The 15791-nt window shown below is 65.4% G+C and carries 14 protein-coding genes and 1 pseudogene; 8 read left to right on the top strand and 7 right to left on the bottom strand.

All coding sequences use genetic code 11. The annotated features are described in order from the left end of the window. Together P0R31_RS34915 and P0R31_RS34910 are read right to left on the bottom strand one after the other, a co-directional pair. Positions 1 to 448 (bottom strand): annotated as a pseudogene (locus P0R31_RS34915) (hypothetical protein); the annotation flags it as partial. 37 nt (positions 449 to 485) lie between these two features. Beyond that, the gene (locus P0R31_RS34910; RefSeq protein WP_275519238.1) at positions 486 to 1778 is read right to left on the bottom strand and encodes an adenylosuccinate synthase; all 1293 of its coding nucleotides are present in this window, start codon (positions 1776 to 1778) and stop codon (positions 486 to 488) included. A gap of 422 nt (positions 1779 to 2200) precedes the next feature. Between P0R31_RS34910 and P0R31_RS34905 the strand changes: the two genes are divergently transcribed. Beyond that, entirely contained in the window at positions 2201 to 3133 is a 933-nt protein-coding gene (locus P0R31_RS34905) for a DMT family transporter (protein WP_275519237.1), read from the top strand. A gap of 67 nt (positions 3134 to 3200) precedes the next feature. Here P0R31_RS34905 and P0R31_RS34900 read toward each other — a convergent pair whose 3' ends face one another. Beyond that, on the bottom strand, positions 3201 to 3590 hold the full coding sequence (locus tag P0R31_RS34900; RefSeq protein WP_430516885.1) for a DUF1330 domain-containing protein: 390 nt from the start codon (positions 3588 to 3590) through the stop codon (positions 3201 to 3203). Between the two features lie 104 nt (positions 3591 to 3694). On the opposite strand from P0R31_RS34900, the gene P0R31_RS34895 reads away from it, so the two are divergent. Then, the gene (locus P0R31_RS34895; RefSeq protein WP_275519235.1) at positions 3695 to 4630 is read left to right on the top strand and encodes a DMT family transporter; all 936 of its coding nucleotides are present in this window, start codon (positions 3695 to 3697) and stop codon (positions 4628 to 4630) included. Positions 4631 to 4727: 97 nt separating this feature from the next. Further along, positions 4728 to 5705: a Bug family tripartite tricarboxylate transporter substrate binding protein gene (locus tag P0R31_RS34890; protein WP_275519234.1), complete on the top strand. Its 978-nt coding sequence runs from the start codon at positions 4728 to 4730 to the stop codon at positions 5703 to 5705. Positions 5706 to 5834: 129 nt separating this feature from the next. Here P0R31_RS34890 and P0R31_RS34885 read toward each other — a convergent pair whose 3' ends face one another. Beyond that, entirely contained in the window at positions 5835 to 7520 is a 1686-nt protein-coding gene (locus P0R31_RS34885) for a methyl-accepting chemotaxis protein (RefSeq protein ID WP_275519233.1), read from the bottom strand. Between the two features lie 253 nt (positions 7521 to 7773). Here P0R31_RS34885 and P0R31_RS34880 point away from each other — a divergent pair, with 253 nt between their 5' ends. From P0R31_RS34880 to P0R31_RS34860, 5 genes are all read left to right on the top strand, one after another. Beyond that, positions 7774 to 8817, top strand: coding sequence for a C-terminal binding protein (locus tag P0R31_RS34880; protein WP_275519232.1), 1044 nt, complete (start codon positions 7774 to 7776; stop codon positions 8815 to 8817). Positions 8818 to 8901: 84 nt separating this feature from the next. Continuing rightward, positions 8902 to 10242 (top strand): ABC transporter substrate-binding protein, encoded by a 1341-nt coding sequence (locus P0R31_RS34875; protein ID WP_275519231.1) that lies wholly within the window; start codon positions 8902 to 8904, stop codon positions 10240 to 10242. A 150-nt stretch (positions 10243 to 10392) separates the two neighbouring features. Then, positions 10393 to 11349 carry a carbohydrate ABC transporter permease gene (locus P0R31_RS34870; RefSeq protein WP_275519230.1) on the top strand — a complete coding sequence of 319 codons (957 nt, stop codon included), beginning with the start codon at positions 10393 to 10395 and terminating at the stop codon, positions 11347 to 11349. Beyond that, positions 11342 to 12241 (top strand): carbohydrate ABC transporter permease, encoded by a 900-nt coding sequence (locus tag P0R31_RS34865; protein WP_370100639.1) that lies wholly within the window; start codon positions 11342 to 11344, stop codon positions 12239 to 12241. The genes P0R31_RS34870 and P0R31_RS34865 overlap by 8 nt, the downstream gene beginning before the upstream one ends. Positions 12242 to 12325: 84 nt before the next feature. Next, entirely contained in the window at positions 12326 to 13681 is a 1356-nt protein-coding gene (locus P0R31_RS34860; RefSeq protein ID WP_275519229.1) for an esterase-like activity of phytase family protein, read from the top strand. Between the two features lie 52 nt (positions 13682 to 13733). Here the strand turns inward: P0R31_RS34860 and P0R31_RS34855 are convergent, their stop codons facing one another. The 3 genes from P0R31_RS34855 to exbB are packed head-to-tail and all read right to left on the bottom strand — an operon-like array spanning position 13734 to position 15781. Further along, positions 13734 to 14561: an energy transducer TonB gene (locus P0R31_RS34855; protein WP_275519228.1), complete on the bottom strand. Its 828-nt coding sequence runs from the start codon at positions 14559 to 14561 to the stop codon at positions 13734 to 13736. Then, positions 14561 to 15001: a TonB system transport protein ExbD gene (gene exbD / locus P0R31_RS34850; RefSeq protein WP_275519227.1), complete on the bottom strand. Its 441-nt coding sequence runs from the start codon at positions 14999 to 15001 to the stop codon at positions 14561 to 14563. Before exbD ends, P0R31_RS34855 begins: the two co-directional genes overlap by 1 nt. A gap of 3 nt (positions 15002 to 15004) precedes the next feature. Then, positions 15005 to 15781, bottom strand: coding sequence for a tonB-system energizer ExbB (gene exbB / locus P0R31_RS34845; RefSeq protein ID WP_275519226.1), 777 nt, complete (start codon positions 15779 to 15781; stop codon positions 15005 to 15007). Positions 15782 to 15791 lie beyond the last annotated feature (10 nt).

Below are 15791 nucleotides of genomic sequence, written 5' to 3'. Positions count from 1 at the left end.
GGCTAGGTGGGCGCGGGGCGTCGAAACGGGGTGCGCGTGGCGGCCGCGGGGCCTCGCCCTGGTCGTCGACATTGAAGGACGGGCGGTCGGCGCGCGGCGGCGTCGGGGCCGGACGCGTACGCGGCGGCACGGCTGCCGGGTTGGCCTCGGTGGCACGGGTGCTGGCGCGGCGGAAGGCATCGCCGCTCGAGCCGGAGCGGGCGCCGCCACCGGGACGCGAGGCCTCGCGGGCTCGCTGGGCGGCCTCCGATTCAACCTTGCGGACGGCCTCCTCGAGCGACAGCCGTTCCCGGGTGATCTCGGATTCGGAGAGCGGCGGCTGCACGCTGCGCAGTTGCGCAATCAGGGCCGTGCGCGCCCGCTCATAGAGCGCGCGACGGCTTTCGCCGGGAGCGTTGGGGTCCAGGGCGGCAATAGCGCGGGCAATCAGCGGATAGTAATCAGCCATTTCTACTCAACTATACGCGCGTCCCGGTAAGATATCGTTAAGCCTCAAACGGATTTTGCACCAGGATAGTATCTTCGCGTTCCGGGCTGGTGGAAAGCAGCGCAACCGGACATCCCACCAATTCCTCGATCCGCCGGACATATTTGATGGCCTGCGCCGGCAGGTCGGCCCAGGACCGCGCATTGGCGGTCGGCTCCTTCCAGCCCTCGATGGTCTCGTAGATCGGCTCGACGCGGGCCTGCGCGCCCTCGCCGGCGGGGAAATGGTCGATCTCCTTGCCGTCGAGCTTGTAGCCGGTGCAGACCTCGATCGAATCGAATCCGTCGAGGATGTCGAGCTTGGTCAGCGCCAGGCCATTGATGCCGCAGGTCCGGACCGCCTGGCGGACCAGCACGGCATCGAACCAGCCGCAGCGGCGCGGACGGCCGGTATTGGTGCCGAACTCGCGGCCGCGCTCGCCGATCTTGCGGCCGATCTCGTTGTCCTGCTCGGTCGGGAACGGGCCCTGGCCGACGCGGGTCGTGTAGGCCTTGCACAGGCCGAGCACGTAGCCGACCGCGCCCGGCCCGAGGCCGGCGCCGGTCGCGGCCTGGGCCGCCACCGTGTTGGACGAGGTGACGTAGGGATAGGTGCCGTGGTCGACGTCGAGCAGCGCGCCTTGAGCGCCCTCGAACAACATGCGCTTGCCGGCGCGCCGTTCGATATCGAGCAGCCGCCAGACCGTCTCGGCATAGGGTAGGAGCTGCGGCGCCATCGCCATCAGCTCCTTCAGGATCACTGCGCCGTCGAATTCCGGCAGGTTGAGGCCGCGGCGCAGCGCGTTGTGGTGCGCCAGCAGGCGGTCGATCTTGTGCGGCAGCGTCTGATGATCGGCAAGATCCATCAGGCGGATGGCGCGGCGGCCGACCTTGTCCTCATAGGCCGGGCCGATGCCGCGGCGGGTGGTGCCGATCGCGGTGGCGGCGCTGGCGGATTCGCGGTGCGCGTCGAGTTCGCGGTGCAGCGGCAGGATCAGCGTGACGTTTTCCGCGACACGCAGGTTGTCGGGGCCGACATCGACGCCCTGCGACCTGAGCCTGGCGACCTCGTCGAGGAAGGCGGCGGGGTCGAACACGACGCCGTTGCCGATCACCGACAGCTTACCCTCGCGCAGGACGCCGGAGGGCAGCAGCGCGAGCTTGTAGGTCTTGCCGTTGATCACCAGCGTATGGCCGGCGTTGTGGCCGCCCTGGAAGCGGACGACGATATCCGCCTGCTCCGACAACCAGTCGACGATCTTGCCCTTCCCTTCGTCGCCCCATTGGGCGCCGACGACGACAACATTGGCCATTCGCGGGTAATCCTGTTCAATCTGTCTCTAGAAGGCATGATCCTCGCGGAAAACCGGTGCCCACTTTTCCGGGATCACGCCTGCGCCCAGCCCAATCGGCAGCCGGGGCCGCCCGCACGCAAGGCAGCCAACCGGATAAAGGAAGCAGCCTCTCTAGGCAAGCAAGAACGGGGCTTTTTCAGAGGCCAATGTCCGGTCCAAGCCCTTGATATAAGCGGAAAATCCCCAACCCTGGCAGCCCGGCGCAACAGCTTCGACCAAAGCGGGAGAGGCCGCCTTCGCCGCCAGCATGGTCGCGATGCGCCCGTCCCCGTTGATGCAACCTCGTTTTCCGTGTCTTTGGACCTGCCGGGTGATCAGCCGGCCCGGACCTCGCCGGGCCGGAGGGCTCGGCGTACTCGACGCGGGGCCCAACCATCACAATGTCCGCCACCGGCCAGACCACGCGCGCGGAAACATCCGGCCACAGCTGGATCGCCAACCAGCCCTATCTGCTGCTCAGCATCACCGCGCTGTGCTGGGCCGGCAACGCCATCGTCGGGCGGCTCGCGGCCGGCCACATTCCGCCGGTCACGCTGTCATTCCTGCGCTGGTTCTTTGCCTTCCTGCTGGTGCTGCCGTTCGCCTTCAAGCACCTCGTGCAGGACTGGCCGGCGATCCGCAGCAAGCTCGGCCTGATGGTCACGCTCTCGGTCACCGGCATCGGCGCGTTCAACACGTTGCAATATTGGGCCCTGGAGCACACCCAGGCGCTCAACACGCTGCTGCTGCAGTCGGCCGCGCCGCTGCTGGTGGCGCTGTGGTCGCTGGTCATCCTCGGCATTCGTCTCACCGCCGCGCAGGCCTTCGGCGTGCTGCTGTCGATGTGCGGCGTGCTGACCATCCTGCTGCACGGCGATTTCACCACGCTGTCGAGCATCGACTTCAACAAGGGCGACCTGATCTTCCTGCTCGCGCTCCTGATCTTCGCGCTCTATTCGGTGCTGTCACTGAGGCGGCCGCCGATGCACGGCCTCTCGTTCCTCGCCTTCACCTTCGGCTGCGGCGCCGCCTGTCTCATTCCGCTGGAGATCTGGGAACTGTCCGCTCGCCCGGTGATGAAGCTCGACGGGCCGAATCTCTTGACCCTGTTCTACGTCGCCGTCTTCCCCTCGACGCTCGCCTATCTCTGCTTCAATCGCGGCGTGCGCCTGATCGGCGCCAACCGCGCCGCACCGTTCTTCCACGTCGTACCGGTGTTCGGCTCGGTCATGGCAATGGTGTTTTTGGGCGAGCACCCGCAGGCGTTTCACTTCATCGGCTTTGCATTGGTGCTGGCGGGCGTGTTCGCGGCGTCGCGAAAGCAGGCGGCGTAGGCGTCGCTTTCATTCAAGCACAGGTTCCGCTTTCACCCTCCCCTGGAGGGTGAGCAAGCCTGCTCCGCTACTTCGTCTTGAACTTGCTGTAGGCCTCGCTCGTCGCGATGATCACGTGCTCGGCGCAGGCGTTGACGCGATGCGGATCGGCTTCGCGCTCGTAGGCTTGCGAGGTCATCATGTCGAGAAAGGCCGAGACGGACGGGTAATGGACCAGCGCGACGAAGTCCCAATCGTTGCCCGCGTGCGGACCGAGTGCGACCGCCTTGGCTTCACCGGTCCAGAGCAGCGTGCCGCCGCGTTCCTTGATCATCGGCACCGTGATCGCGCTGTAGCGCAAATATGCCTCCCAGCCCGACCCGTCGCCATCGCGCGAGCGCGCGTGGAAGCGCATCAGGTTCAGCATCACCACCGGCGCATTCGGGTCGAGCCGGTCAAGGCCCTCGATGTTCAACATATTGACCGCCAATGGCACCTCCTCAAGGCTCGGCTGCATTGTAGCATTGCGGCGCTGTGACTTGTGCCATCGCGGCAATCGGGCGCAAGTTGTGTCCAACGCCAATGACGACCGCTTCGCCCGCGCCACCGGCCGCCAATCCGGCCAGCTGGCTCAACAACCAGCCTTATCTGCTGCTCAGCCTGACCTCGCTGTTCTGGGCCGGCAACATCGTGATCGCGCGCCATGTCGGGGCGCATGTACCGCCGCTGACGATCACCACGATCCGCTGGTTCGGCGTATTCCTGATCCTGTTGCCGTTCGCCTGGCCGCATCTGAAGCGCGACTGGCCTGCCTTGCGCCAGAGCATGCCATTGATGCTGTTCCTGTCGCTGGTCGGCTTTGCGTTCAACAACGCGGTCTCGTACTGGGCGCTGCAATACACCGAGGCGCTGAACGCGCTGCTGATCCAGTCGGCGGGTCCGCTGTTCGTGGCGCTGTGGTCGCTGGTGCTGTTCGGCGTGCGGCTGACCGGCGCGCAGCTCGGCGGCATTGCGATCTCGCTGCTCGGCGTGCTGATCATCATCCTGCGCGGCGACCTCGCCGCGCTGGCAAGCATCAGCTTCAACAGGGGCGACATCATGTTCGCGTCCTCGCTGGTGGCGTTCGGGCTCTACTCGGCCTTCATCCCGCGCCGGCCCAAGATCCACCAGCTCTCCTTCCTGTCCTTCACCACCTGCTGCGGCGCGACGATGCTGCTGCCGACGGCGATCTGGGAGGCGGCGAGCGGCCGCGTGCTGCAATTCGACGCGATCACGCTGGCGACTCTGGGCTACATCCTGATCTTTCCCTCCACCCTCGCCTATCTCTTCTTCAACCGCGGCGTGGCGCTGATCGGGCCGAACCGGGCGGCGCCCTTCTTCCATCTGGTGCCGGTGTTCGGCTCGGCGCTGGCGATCCTGCTGCTGGGCGAGAAGCTCCAGCCGTTCCACCTGATCGGTTACGCCCTGGTGCTCGCCGGGGTCGTTCTTGCATCGCGCCGGAGCTCGGCGGTGAAGTAATTCCGCGCGACGGACGCGGTCACGACCTATAGCCATCTTCCGATTCCCCTTTGGACAAGCTAGGTTCCCGGCCAACCAAAAAGAGGGAACGACCAACATGATTTCAGGGCTGATTCGAAACCTGCGGACCGTCGCTGCGGCCGCGCTTTGTCTCACGGCTGCGTCCGCCGCTCACGCCGACACCTATCCCAGCCGCAACATCACGCTGGTGCTGCCGTTTGCAGCCGGCAGCGGCACCGACACCACGACGCGGCTGATCTCGCAGCACCTGTCGCAGGCGCTCGGCGTTCCCATCGTGATCGAGAACAAGGCGGGGGCCAACGGCATGCTTGCCGCGACCCATGTCGCGAAGGCTGCTCCCGACGGCTACACGCTGCTGGTGACGACCAACACCACGCATTCGGCCAATCCCTATCTGCTCAAGAGCCTCACTTACGATCCGGTCAAGGATTTCACCCCGATCGCCCGCACCGGCGATCTGCCCTTCATGCTGGTCATCAATCCCGAGGTGCCGGCCAAGACGGTCGGAGAGCTGGTGGCCTATGGCAAGGCCAATCCGGGCAAGCTGAGCTACGCCTCGGGCTCGTCGGCGGCGATCGTGTCGGGCGCGACCTTCGCGCACAATGCCGGGCTCGACCTGCTGCACGTGCCCTACAAGAGTTCGCCGCCGGCGCTCAACGACGTCATGGGCGGCCGCGTGTCGATGATGTTCGTCGACATCCTGACCGGCCTGCCCCATGTCAACGGCAACGCGCTGCGCGCGCTCGCCGTCACCACCAAGAACCGCACGCCGCTGGTGCCACACCTGCCCTCGATGCAGGAGGCCGGCGTGCCGGACTTCGACATCACGTCCTGGCAGGGCTATTTCGGCCCGGCCGGCATGCCGAAGGAGATTGTGACGCGGCTCAACGCCGAGATCCGCAAGATCATCGAGAACCCGGAGGTCAAGGCCAAGCTCGCCACGCTCGGCATGGACGCTTTTTCCGGCACGCCGGAGCAGCTCGGCACCTTCGTGAACGAGCAGCTGGTGCTCTGGGAGAAGCTGATCGCCAACGCGAAGATCGAGAAGCAGTAGCCCAGTCATTCCGGGGCGCGCGTAGCGCGAACTCTGGTGCGCAATTGCGCACCTGAGAATCTCGAGATTCCGGGTTCGATGCTGCGCATCGCCCCGGAATGACTGCCCGCGATGAGCTTGCGCGACGCCTTACGCCGCGCGGACCTTGGCGAGGAAGCCATCGACGGCATCGCGCAGTGCGCCGGACTGGGTGTCCAGCTCGCGGGCGTTGGTGAGCACGTCGCTGGCCGCGCTGCCGGTCGCTTCCGCGGCCGAGGTGACGCTGCCGATATGGGCGTTGATCTCGCTCGAGCCGGCCGCGACCGACTGGATGTTGCGGGCGATCTCGCGCGTCGCCTCGCCCTGCTGCTCGATCGATGCGGAAATGCCGGCGGTGATCTCGCTCATCTCGGCGATCGTCTGGGTGATGCCGGAGATGGCCGACACCGCGTCGCTGGTCGAGGTTTGCATCGCCGCGACCTGGGCGGAGATCTCCTCGGTCGCCTTCGCGGTCTGGTTGGCGAGCGCCTTGACCTCGGAGGCGACCACGGCGAAGCCGCGGCCGGACTCGCCGGCCCGCGCCGCCTCGATGGTGGCGTTGAGCGCGAGCAGATTGGTCTGCGCCGCGATCGAGTGAATGAGCTTGACCACCTCGCCGATCTTCTCGGCTCCGGTGGAGAGCTCCTGCACCGTGGCGTTGGTGCGCTCGGCATCGCTGACGGCACGGCTCGCGACTTCAGTCGAGCGCGTCACCTGGCGGGAGATTTCCGCAACCGAGCTCGACAGCTCTTCGGCGGCGGCCGCAACGGTTCCGACATTGCCGGACGCCTTCTGCGAGGCGGCACCGACGGTCGCCGCGCGCGAGGAGGCGTCGCTGGCGGTCGCGGTCATCGATTGGGCCGTGGTCTGCATGCCGGCTGCGGCCGAGGAGACCGAGCGGACGATGCCGTTGACGCTGCGTTCGAAGTCGTTGGCGATCTCCTCCATGGCGCTGCGGCGTTCCGCCGCGGCGTGTTCCTTGGCGTCCGCCTCGGTCTTCTCGAGGTCGCGGATGCGAACCGCGTTGTCCTTGAAGATCTGCACGGTCGATGCCATCGCGCCGACCTCGTCGCCGCGGCCGACGCCGGGGATGTCGCCTTCGAGCTTGCCGTCGGCGAGATCCTTCATCCGAGTGCCGAGCAGGCCGAGCGGAGCACTGATGCTACGGCCGATCATCCAGGCGACGCTGCCGGCAACGATGACGATGCCGAGCACCGCCAGGCCGAGCAGCCAGTAGACCGGACCCATCTTGGCGTCGATGTCATCCAGATAGGCGCCGGTGCCGAGATACATGTCGAAGCCGGGGACCGCGACGGCGTAACCGATCTTGCGGATCGGCGTTTCCTGGCCGGGCTTCATATATTCATAGTGAAGCAGGATCTCGCCGTTGGCCTTGACGCCGTTCATCAATTCCAGCGACAGCTTGCGGCCGTTGGTCACGACGTCCATTCGGTTGGTGCCGATCACCTTCGGATCGGGCGCAAGCTGGGTGAGACCGTCATAGGACGTGCCGAACAGGTAGCCGGCGCCCTTGTCATAGGTCATCGCGTTGCCGTAGCGGCGAAGCTCGGCCATCGCGGCGTCCTTCGTCATCTCGCCGGCATCGACGCGCTTCTTCAACGCGGCGGCATAGTTGCGCGCCAGCTCGACGATCGCCTTGGCCTGGTCGATGCGCGCATTCACCATCTCGCGCTTCATCAGATAGCCGGCGAGAACTCCGGAGATGCAGAGGCCGAACAGCGTGACGCCGACGAGAATGCCAAGCTTCGAGGCGATCTTCAGATTGCTCAACTTCACGGGTTTGCTCCGGCAATAATGGGGTACGGGCGCACGACGAGATCGATCAAATTCGAATCAAGTCTTAGTGGCGGAGCCCTTAGCAAGTTACTTACGCACCTCCGTAGAAGCCCGGAACTTGCACGGAAAAGCGGAAATATACCTCGCCTGCAACAACCGTGAATTGTACGCACTCGCCCGGCTTTCGCGTAAAAGACGCAAAGGCCCGCTCGTCGAGGCGGGCCACAACAAGAAACCAAATCGGGAGCAGAGAATGCCGAAATACAGGGTGGTGACGCCGAAGGGTGCGAGCTTCACGGTCGCCGGCAGCGATTATTCCTATGAGCGCGAGGCGCTCGATCCGATCGATGCCGAGATCGTCGAGGGGCCCGCCGACGAGGCCGGGTTCATCGCCGCCGCGAAGAACGCCGACGCGATCTACGCCAAGGGCATCCCGATCACCAAGTCGATCATCGACGCGCTCGAGAGCTGCAAGGTGATCACGCTCGGCTCGGTCGGCGTCGACAGTGTCGACGTCAAGGCCGCCACGGCCCGCGGCATTCCGGTCACCAACATCCCCGACACCTTCATCGAGGAGGTCGCCGACCACGCCATGATGCTTCTGCTCGCGGGCTTCCGCCGCCTGGTCGAGCAGGATCGCATGGTGCGCGATGGCCGCTGGGCCGAGGGCCGGCCGGCGCTGCTGAAGATCCCGAGGCTGATGGGCCAGACGCTCGGCTTCATCTCGTTCGGCCGCGTCGCCCGTGCGGTCGCGAAGCGCGCCGCGCCCTTCGGGCTGCGCATGATGGCCTACGACCCCTTCATCCAGGAGACGCTGATGTACGACCACGGCGTGATCCCGGCGACGCTGAACGAGGTGCTGTCGCAATCCGATTTCGTATCGATGCATGCCCCTGCGCGGCCCGAGGTGCACCACATGCTGACCGAGAAGCACTTCCGGCAGATGAAGAAGCGCTCGATCTTCATCAACACCGGCCGCGGCGCTACCGTGGACGAGGAGAGCCTGATCAAGGCGCTGCAGGAGGGCTGGATCGCACACGCCGCCCTGGACGTGCTGGAGAAGGAGCCCCCTTCGCACAACAATCCCCTGCTCCGCATGGAGAACGTGACCCTGACCGCCCATGTCGCCTCGGCCTCGGCACGGTTTGACGAGGCGCGCAAGCGCCGGGTGGGCTACGAATTGTCACTGGTGTTGCAGGGCATGTGGCCGGTAAGCTGCGTCAATCCGTCGGTGCTGCAGAACACCGCGCTCCGCCGCTGGCAGCCCGTCAGCATGGACCGCGGGCCGAACAGCTAAGCGGGCGGCGCAGCAAGCGTCCACGACCGAAACGGCCCTTCACCGGCGATCAACGCCGGGAAGGGAACACATAGGGAGGTACTGATGAGGAACGACATCACACGCCGTGATGCCTTGGCGCTGGGCCTATCCGCTGCAACCTTCGCCGCCACCGGTGCTGCAGCGCAAACATCCACTATCAAGGCTGCCGACGTCCCGGCACCCAAGCGCGACATCGAAAAGGGCGCATCCTTGCGCATGCTGCGCCCGGTGCGCTTCGTCCAGGCGGACGAGGACGTGTTCCGCGCCAATGCGGCAAAGTTCACCAAGGACACCGGGGTCGAAGTCAAGGTCGACTTCGTCGGCTGGGAAGACATCAACCAGCAGACCGCGGTGACCTCGAATTCCGGCGCCGGCCCCGATATCATCATCGGCTTCTCCGACGCACCCCATATCTACATCGACAAGCTGATCGAGCTCACCGACGTCGCCGACTATCTCGGCAAGAAGTACGGCGGCTGGCTGCCGCTGGCGCAGCGCTACGGCAAGAAGAACAAGAGCGAGTCCTGGATCGGACTACCGTTCGGCGCCACCGCGGGTCCCCTGATCTACCGCAAGTCGGTGCTGCAATCGGTCGGCTTCGACAAGGTTCCGGAAGATCATGCCGGCGTGCTTGACCTCTGCCGCAAGTTGCACAAGGCCGGCAAGCCGGCCGGCTTCGCGCTCGGCAACGCCAAGGGCGACGGCAACGGCTTCGCCAACTGGGCGCTGTGGTCGCACAACGCCGCCCTGCTCGACGAGGAGGGCAACGTCACCATCAACAGCAAGGAGACGATCGCCGCTCTGAACTGGGTCAAGGAGCTGTATCCGACCTTCATCGCCGGCACGCCGTCCTGGAACGACGTCAGCAACAACCGGGCGTATTCCTCGCAGGAAATCGCGCTGACGGCCAACGGCGTCTCACTGTACTTCTCGCTGAAGAATGACCCGGCCACCAAGGCCATCGCCGACGACAGCGAGCATCAGCTGCTGCCCAAGGGCCTGGCCAAGGTCTCGCCGATGGCGGGCCTGACGTTGAACGCCATGGTGTTCAAGCACACCCAATATCCCAACGCCGCCAAGGCGTTTCTGCAATACATGCTGGAGAAGGACCAGTACGAGCCGTGGCTCAACGCCAATTCCGGCTATTGGTCGCAGCCGCTGGCCGCCTATGCCGAGGCCGCCGTGTGGTCGCAGGATCCCAAGGTGAAGCTGTTCAAGGACACGATGCAGAGCACCTACTATGACGGTTACAAGGGGCCGATCTCGACGGCGACCGGCGCGGTCAGCGCCGATTACGTGCTGATTCAGATGTGCGCCTCCGTCGCCACCGGTGCCGCCACGCCGGAGGCCGCGGCCGCCGAAGCCGAGCAGCGCTGCAAGCGCTACTTCCGGCGGCAGCGGTAGCGACCGTCATTGCGAGCGAAGCAATCCAGTCCGTCCGCGTGGCGACAACCTGGATTGCTTCGTCTCCAGTGCAAAATTGTTCCGTAATTTTGTCACGGGATCCCTCGCAACGTCGACGTGGTGAAAGCTTAGAACAGGACAAACACACTAATGTCCGTGACCACCCTCTCCTCCGACGCACTGGCGCAGCGGCAGCCGAACTGGATCGTGCGGCTGTTCGACTACAAGCCGTTCCTGATCGTGATGTGCCTTGCCCCTGCGATCGGGCTGCTCACCGTGTTCCTGACCTACCCGCTCGGCCTCGGCGTCTGGCTCGCCTTCACCGACACCACGATCGGCCGTCGCGGCATCTTCGTCGGCATCGAGAATTTCCAGTACCTGCTCACCGATCCCTTGTGGTGGAACGCGGTTTTCTACAGCGTGTTCTACACGGGAGTGGCGACCTTCGGGAAATTCGCGCTCGGCTTCTGGCTCGCCCTGCTGCTCAACAACCATTTCCCGTTCAAGAGCCTGCTCCGCGCCATCGTGCTGCTGCCCTGGATCGTGCCGACTGTGCTCTCGGCGCTGGCGTTCTGGTGGATCTACGATCCGCAGTTCTCGATCATCTCCTACCTTCTGGTCGACGTGCTGCATTGGCGCGACAGCAATATCGACTTCCTCGGCTCGCCCTGGCCGGCGCGCTTCTCGCTGATCGCCGCCAATATCTGGCGCGGCATTCCCTTCGTCGCGATCTCGCTGCTGGCCGGCTTGCAGACCATCTCGCCCTCGCTCTACGAAGCCGCGATGCTGGACGGCGCCAGCGCCTGGCAGCGCTTCCGCTACATCACCTTCCCGATGATGCTGCCGATCCTCGCCATCGTCATGACATTCTCGATCATCTTCACCTTCACCGACTTCCAGCTGGTCTACGCCATTACCCGCGGCGGTCCGGTGAACTCGACCCACCTCTTGGCGACGCTGGCGTTCCAGCGCGGCATCGCCGGCGGCGAGCTCGGCGAAGGCGCGGCGATCGCGGTGTCGATGATCCCGTTCCTGGTGTTCGCGACACTGTTCTCCTATTTCGGCCTGGCGCGCCGCAAATGGCAGCAGGGAGAGGCCAATGACTGAAACCGCCGCGCAATCGACCGTCGCGGACGCAAAAGCGCCGCCCGACACCATGGCCTGGGATTCCGGGCTGCGGCGGCTGATGATGATCTATCTGCCCCTCGGCTGCTTCGTTCTGATCCTGCTGTTTCCGTTCTATTGGATGGCGATCACCTCGTTCAAGCCGAACGCGGAGCTGATGAACTACCGGGACAACAACCCGTTCTGGATCTCCTCGCCGACCCTGGCGCACATCAAGCATCTGTTGTTCAACACCGCCTATCCGCAATGGCTGAAGACGACGATGCTGGTCGCGATCGGCTCGACCACGCTGTCGCTGATCGCGAGCACGCTGGCGGCCTACGCGATCGAGCGCCTGCGCTTCCGCGGCAGCCCCTATGTCGGCCTCGGCATCTATCTCGCCTATCTGGTGCCGCCGTCGATCCTGTTCATTCCGCTCGCCACCGTGGTGGTGCAGTTCGGCCTGTTCGACTCGCCGCTGGCCCTGATCCTGGTCTATCCGACCTTCCTGGTGCCGTTCTGCACCTGGCTCCTGATCGGCTATTTCAAGTCGATTCCTTACGAGCTCGAGGAATGCGCGCTGGTCGACGGCGCCACGCGGCTGCAGATCCTGCGCCGGATCACGCTGCCGCTCGCGGTGCCCGGGCTGATCTCGGCCGGCATCTTCTCCTTCACGCTGTCCTGGAACGAGTTCATCTACGCGCTGGCCTTCATCCAGAGCGGCGCCAACAAGACCGTGCCGGTCGCGATCCTGACCGAGCTCGTCACCGGCGACGTCTATCAATGGGGTGCGCTGATGGCGGGATCGCTGCTCGGCTCGCTCCCGGTCGCGATCTTCTACTCGCTGTTCGTGGATTATTACGTGTCGTCGCTGACAGGCGCGGTAAAGGAGTAGACGAAGCTGCGGCCTTTGGCCCGGCTTCACAATACTGCAACATGCGATCCGCATAAGCGTTGCGTCCGCCAACAGGAGACGCACATGCGCGCGACTTTTCTTTGCACCGTCGCCACGATCATCCTCACCGCGAGCACAGCGCTCGCGCAGAGCGAGGGCGAATTTCCCGCCAAGCTCGCCGGCCACGCGGTGATGCCGGCCGAAACCTTCGTCGAGGCGCCGGCTGATGCCCCCGCCGATCTCAAGGCGGCGGGCAAATATACCACCGGCAAGCGGGTCGACGCGCTCGGCACCGTCATGGGCAAGTCCTTCGAGCGTCCGACCGGCGTGTCGCTGCCGTTCAAGGGCCAGCCGCTGCAGGGCCATTCCGGCATCAAGACCCTGCCCGACGGCACGTACTGGGTCCTCACCGACAACGGCATGGGCGCGCGCGCCAACTCGCCGGATTCGATGCTGTACCTCAACCGCTACAAGATGGATTGGGCCGGCGGCAAGATCGAGCGGGTGGAGACCATCTTCCTGCACGATCCCGACAAAAAGGTGCCGTTCCGCATCGTGCACGAGGACACCCAGAAGCGCTATCTCACCGGCTCCGATTTCGACACCGAAGGTTTCCAGATCGTCGGCGACACCTTCTGGATCGGCGACGAGTTCGGCCCCTATGTCCTGAAGGCGGACAAGTCAGGCAAAATCCTCGGCGTGTTCGATACGGTCGCCGACGGCAAGCCGGTGCGCTCGCCCGACAATTGGGCGGTGGGGACGCCGGCCGCGCCGGGCGCGACCTACACCAATGTCAATCTCCGCCGCTCCAAGGGCTATGAGGGCTTCGCCGCGTCGAAGGAGGGCAAGTTCCTCTACGGCCTGCTCGAGGGACCGCTGTGGGATGCCGACAAGAAGGACTGGGAGAAGGTCGACGGCAAGGAAGCCTCCCGCATCCTCGAATTCGACGTCGCCGCGGAGAAATTCACCGGCCGCTACTGGCACTATGTGTTCGAGCAGAACGGCAACGCTATCGGCGATTTCAACATGATCGACCAGGCCTCCGGCCTCGTCATCGAGCGCGACAATGGCGAAGGCACCGCCGACAAGGCCTGCCCGCAGGGCCAGCGCGGCGAGAGCTGCTTCCCCGACCTCGCCAAGTTCAAGCGCGTCTACAAGATCGAGCTGACCGACGCCAATGTCGGCAAGCCCGTGCGCAAGATCGGCTATATCGACCTGATGAAGATCAGGGATCCCGACAAGAAGGCGCGGAAGCCGCTCAACGACGGCGTCTACACCTTCCCGTTCTTCACCATCGAGAACGTCGATCGCGTCGACGACAGCCACATCATCGTCGGCAACGACAACAACCTGCCGTTCTCCTCCAGCCGCGATCCCAACAAGGCCGACGACAACGAGTTCGTGCTGCTCGAGGTCGCGGATTTCCTGAAGGCGAAGTGAATTCGCTCTCTGCTCCTCTCCCGCCCGGCGCGGGGGAGGAGTTCGTTGGCGGTCACTTACCGAACGCCACGCCGATGTTGATGGGGATCGTCCCATAGGTGATTTCAGATGGCACCGGTGGGAATGGCTGCGCCTGGCGCACCATGGCCATGGCTTGGGCGTCGAGCGCTGCGACACCCGACGATCCACCGAGGCGGCTGGACAACACCTGACCGCCGCGGCCAAGCGTGAAACTCACCTTGACCGTGCCCTTCTGGCCATTCGCACTTGCCGGATATTGGTGGAAGCGCATGAGGTGCGCGCGGACGCGCTGATAATAAGTCGCCATCGCAGACGCGGCCGAGCCGGCGTTGACGGCAGAGGCCAGCGGCGCCTGCCGCTCCGCGCGCGGCGGTGCGCTGGTGCGCGGCGCCGGAAGCGCATCCGACGGCTTCCGAGCGTCGAGGCGAACCACCCTGGGCTTCGCCGGAGCCGGCTTCTCCACGGGTGCAACTTTCGCAGGCTCGGGCTGCGGCGGGCTCGGCTCGAGCTTCTGTTCCGGTGGAGCCACCACATCCGGCTGCTCCTGCGGCGGTGTCGGCGGGATCAGTTCCTCGACAGCCTGCTGCTGCACCGGCTCGGGCGGTGACGCATCCGCCTGCTGCATCACCGGCCCCGGCGCGATGTCCAGCGGCGTCGACTGCGGTGCCGACGTCTCCGGCGTCATGTCGATCAGGATGGCCGGCATGTTGACGCCCTCGTCCGGCACCTGCTTCAGCCAGCTCATCGCAAGCAGCGCGGCGCCGAGATGCAACGCCACGATCAGGGCCGCCGAGACGCCCCAGCGCGCGCCCTCCCGCTCATCAAGCGGCTGGTGCAGGGCAAAGGCGTTCGCGGCCATCAGCTGCGTCCGTCGAGCCCGACGAGGGCGACCTTGAGAAAGCCGGCGTTCCGCAGGGTGTTCATCACCTCCATCAGGTCGCCATAGGAGACGGCCTTGTCGGCGCGCAGATAGATGCGCTCGTCCTTGCGGCCCTTGGTGGCGGCGCTGAGCGAGGTGCCGAGCGCGTCGCGAGCGACGATATCCTCACCCACCGCGATCGAAAGGTCCGGCTTGACGGTGACGAACACCGGCTTGTCCGGCCGCGGCGCCGGCTCGGCGGCCGTCGCCGGCAGATCGACGCCGATGTCGACGGTGGCGAGCGGCGCCGCCACCATGAAGATGATCAGCAACACCAGCATCACGTCGATGAATGGCGTGACGTTGATCTCGTGGGTAACCTCGAGATCGCTCGCGTCACCGCGGGAGCGGAGCTTCGATGTCCCGAGCCCGGCGGCCATGGCCTACTCCGCTGCCCGCGCCAGACGGAAATGGCCGTGGTCGCGCTGGCGGCTCACCAGCAGCATGAGCTGCGCCGAGGCGTCGCCGAGCAAAGCGCGGTAATTGGCGATGCCGCGGACGAGATGATTGTAGATCACGACCGCCGGAATCGCGGCGACGAGACCGAGCGCGGTGGCGAGCAGCGCCTCCGCAATGCCGGGCGCGACGACGGCAAGGCTGGTGGTGTGGCTCTCGGAGATGCCGATGAAGGAGTTCATGATGCCCCAGACGGTGCCGAACAGGCCGACGAACGGCGCGACGGCGCCGATGGTCGCGAGCACGCCTGTGCCGCGCGCGATCTGCCTGGACATCGCCGCCTCGACCCGCTCCAGCCGTAACGCGACGCGCTCCTGCAGGCCGTCGTCGACAATGCCGCCGGAGAGCTCGGCCTCCCTGGCGCAGGACTGGATCAGCTGCGCGACCGCATCGCGGGCGTCGCCGGTCCGCGCGGATGCATCGGCCAGCGTCATGTTGCCCTCGAGCGCGCGCGTCCGCTGCAACGCTAGCGAACTCTTGCGGCGGAGCTCGATGGTCTTGGCGAGCCACACCGTCCATGTCACCAGCGAGGCGATGGCGAGCCCGACCATCACGATCTTCACGACGATGTCGGCGCCGAGGAACATGCCCCAGGGCGACAGATTGCGCGGCAACAGCACCGCGTCGATCGCAAAGGCCGGCGCCGGCGCGAAGGCCAGCGCGATTGTGAGGATCACATGGCGAAGCGTGGAATTGCTCTGCATCCTGATCTCC

Source organism: Bradyrhizobium yuanmingense (assembly GCF_029167105.1).
Taxonomy (GTDB): Bacteria; Pseudomonadota; Alphaproteobacteria; order Rhizobiales; family Xanthobacteraceae; genus Bradyrhizobium; species Bradyrhizobium yuanmingense_A.
Note: the sequence above shows the minus strand (reverse complement) of the source record. Positions and strands in the feature narration are given on the sequence as shown.

Bases quoted from the DNA above. Each gene is read 5' to 3' on its own strand.
- P0R31_RS34880 (WP_275519232.1), top strand. From the start codon at position 7,774: ATGCCGAAATACAGGGTGGTGACGCCGAAGGGTGCGAGCTTCACGGTC.
- P0R31_RS34870 (WP_275519230.1), top strand. From the start codon at position 10,393: ATGTCCGTGACCACCCTCTCCTCCGACGCACTGGCGCAGCGGCAGCCG.
- P0R31_RS34910 (WP_275519238.1), bottom strand. From the start codon at position 1,778: ATGGCCAATGTTGTCGTCGTCGGCGCCCAATGGGGCGACGAAGGGAAG.
- exbB (WP_275519226.1), bottom strand. From the start codon at position 15,781: ATGCAGAGCAATTCCACGCTTCGCCATGTGATCCTCACAATCGCGCTG.
- P0R31_RS34900 (WP_430516885.1), bottom strand. From the start codon at position 3,590: ATGTTGAACATCGAGGGCCTTGACCGGCTCGACCCGAATGCGCCGGTG.
- P0R31_RS34895 (WP_275519235.1), top strand. From the start codon at position 3,695: ATGACGACCGCTTCGCCCGCGCCACCGGCCGCCAATCCGGCCAGCTGG.
- exbD (WP_275519227.1), bottom strand. From the start codon at position 15,001: ATGGCCGCCGGGCTCGGGACATCGAAGCTCCGCTCCCGCGGTGACGCG.
- P0R31_RS34875 (WP_275519231.1), top strand. From the start codon at position 8,902: ATGAGGAACGACATCACACGCCGTGATGCCTTGGCGCTGGGCCTATCC.
- P0R31_RS34865 (WP_370100639.1), top strand. From the start codon at position 11,342: ATGACTGAAACCGCCGCGCAATCGACCGTCGCGGACGCAAAAGCGCCG.
- P0R31_RS34860 (WP_275519229.1), top strand. From the start codon at position 12,326: ATGCGCGCGACTTTTCTTTGCACCGTCGCCACGATCATCCTCACCGCG.
- P0R31_RS34855 (WP_275519228.1), bottom strand. From the start codon at position 14,561: ATGGCCGCGAACGCCTTTGCCCTGCACCAGCCGCTTGATGAGCGGGAG.
- P0R31_RS34890 (WP_275519234.1), top strand. From the start codon at position 4,728: ATGATTTCAGGGCTGATTCGAAACCTGCGGACCGTCGCTGCGGCCGCG.
- P0R31_RS34905 (WP_275519237.1), top strand. From the start codon at position 2,201: ATGTCCGCCACCGGCCAGACCACGCGCGCGGAAACATCCGGCCACAGC.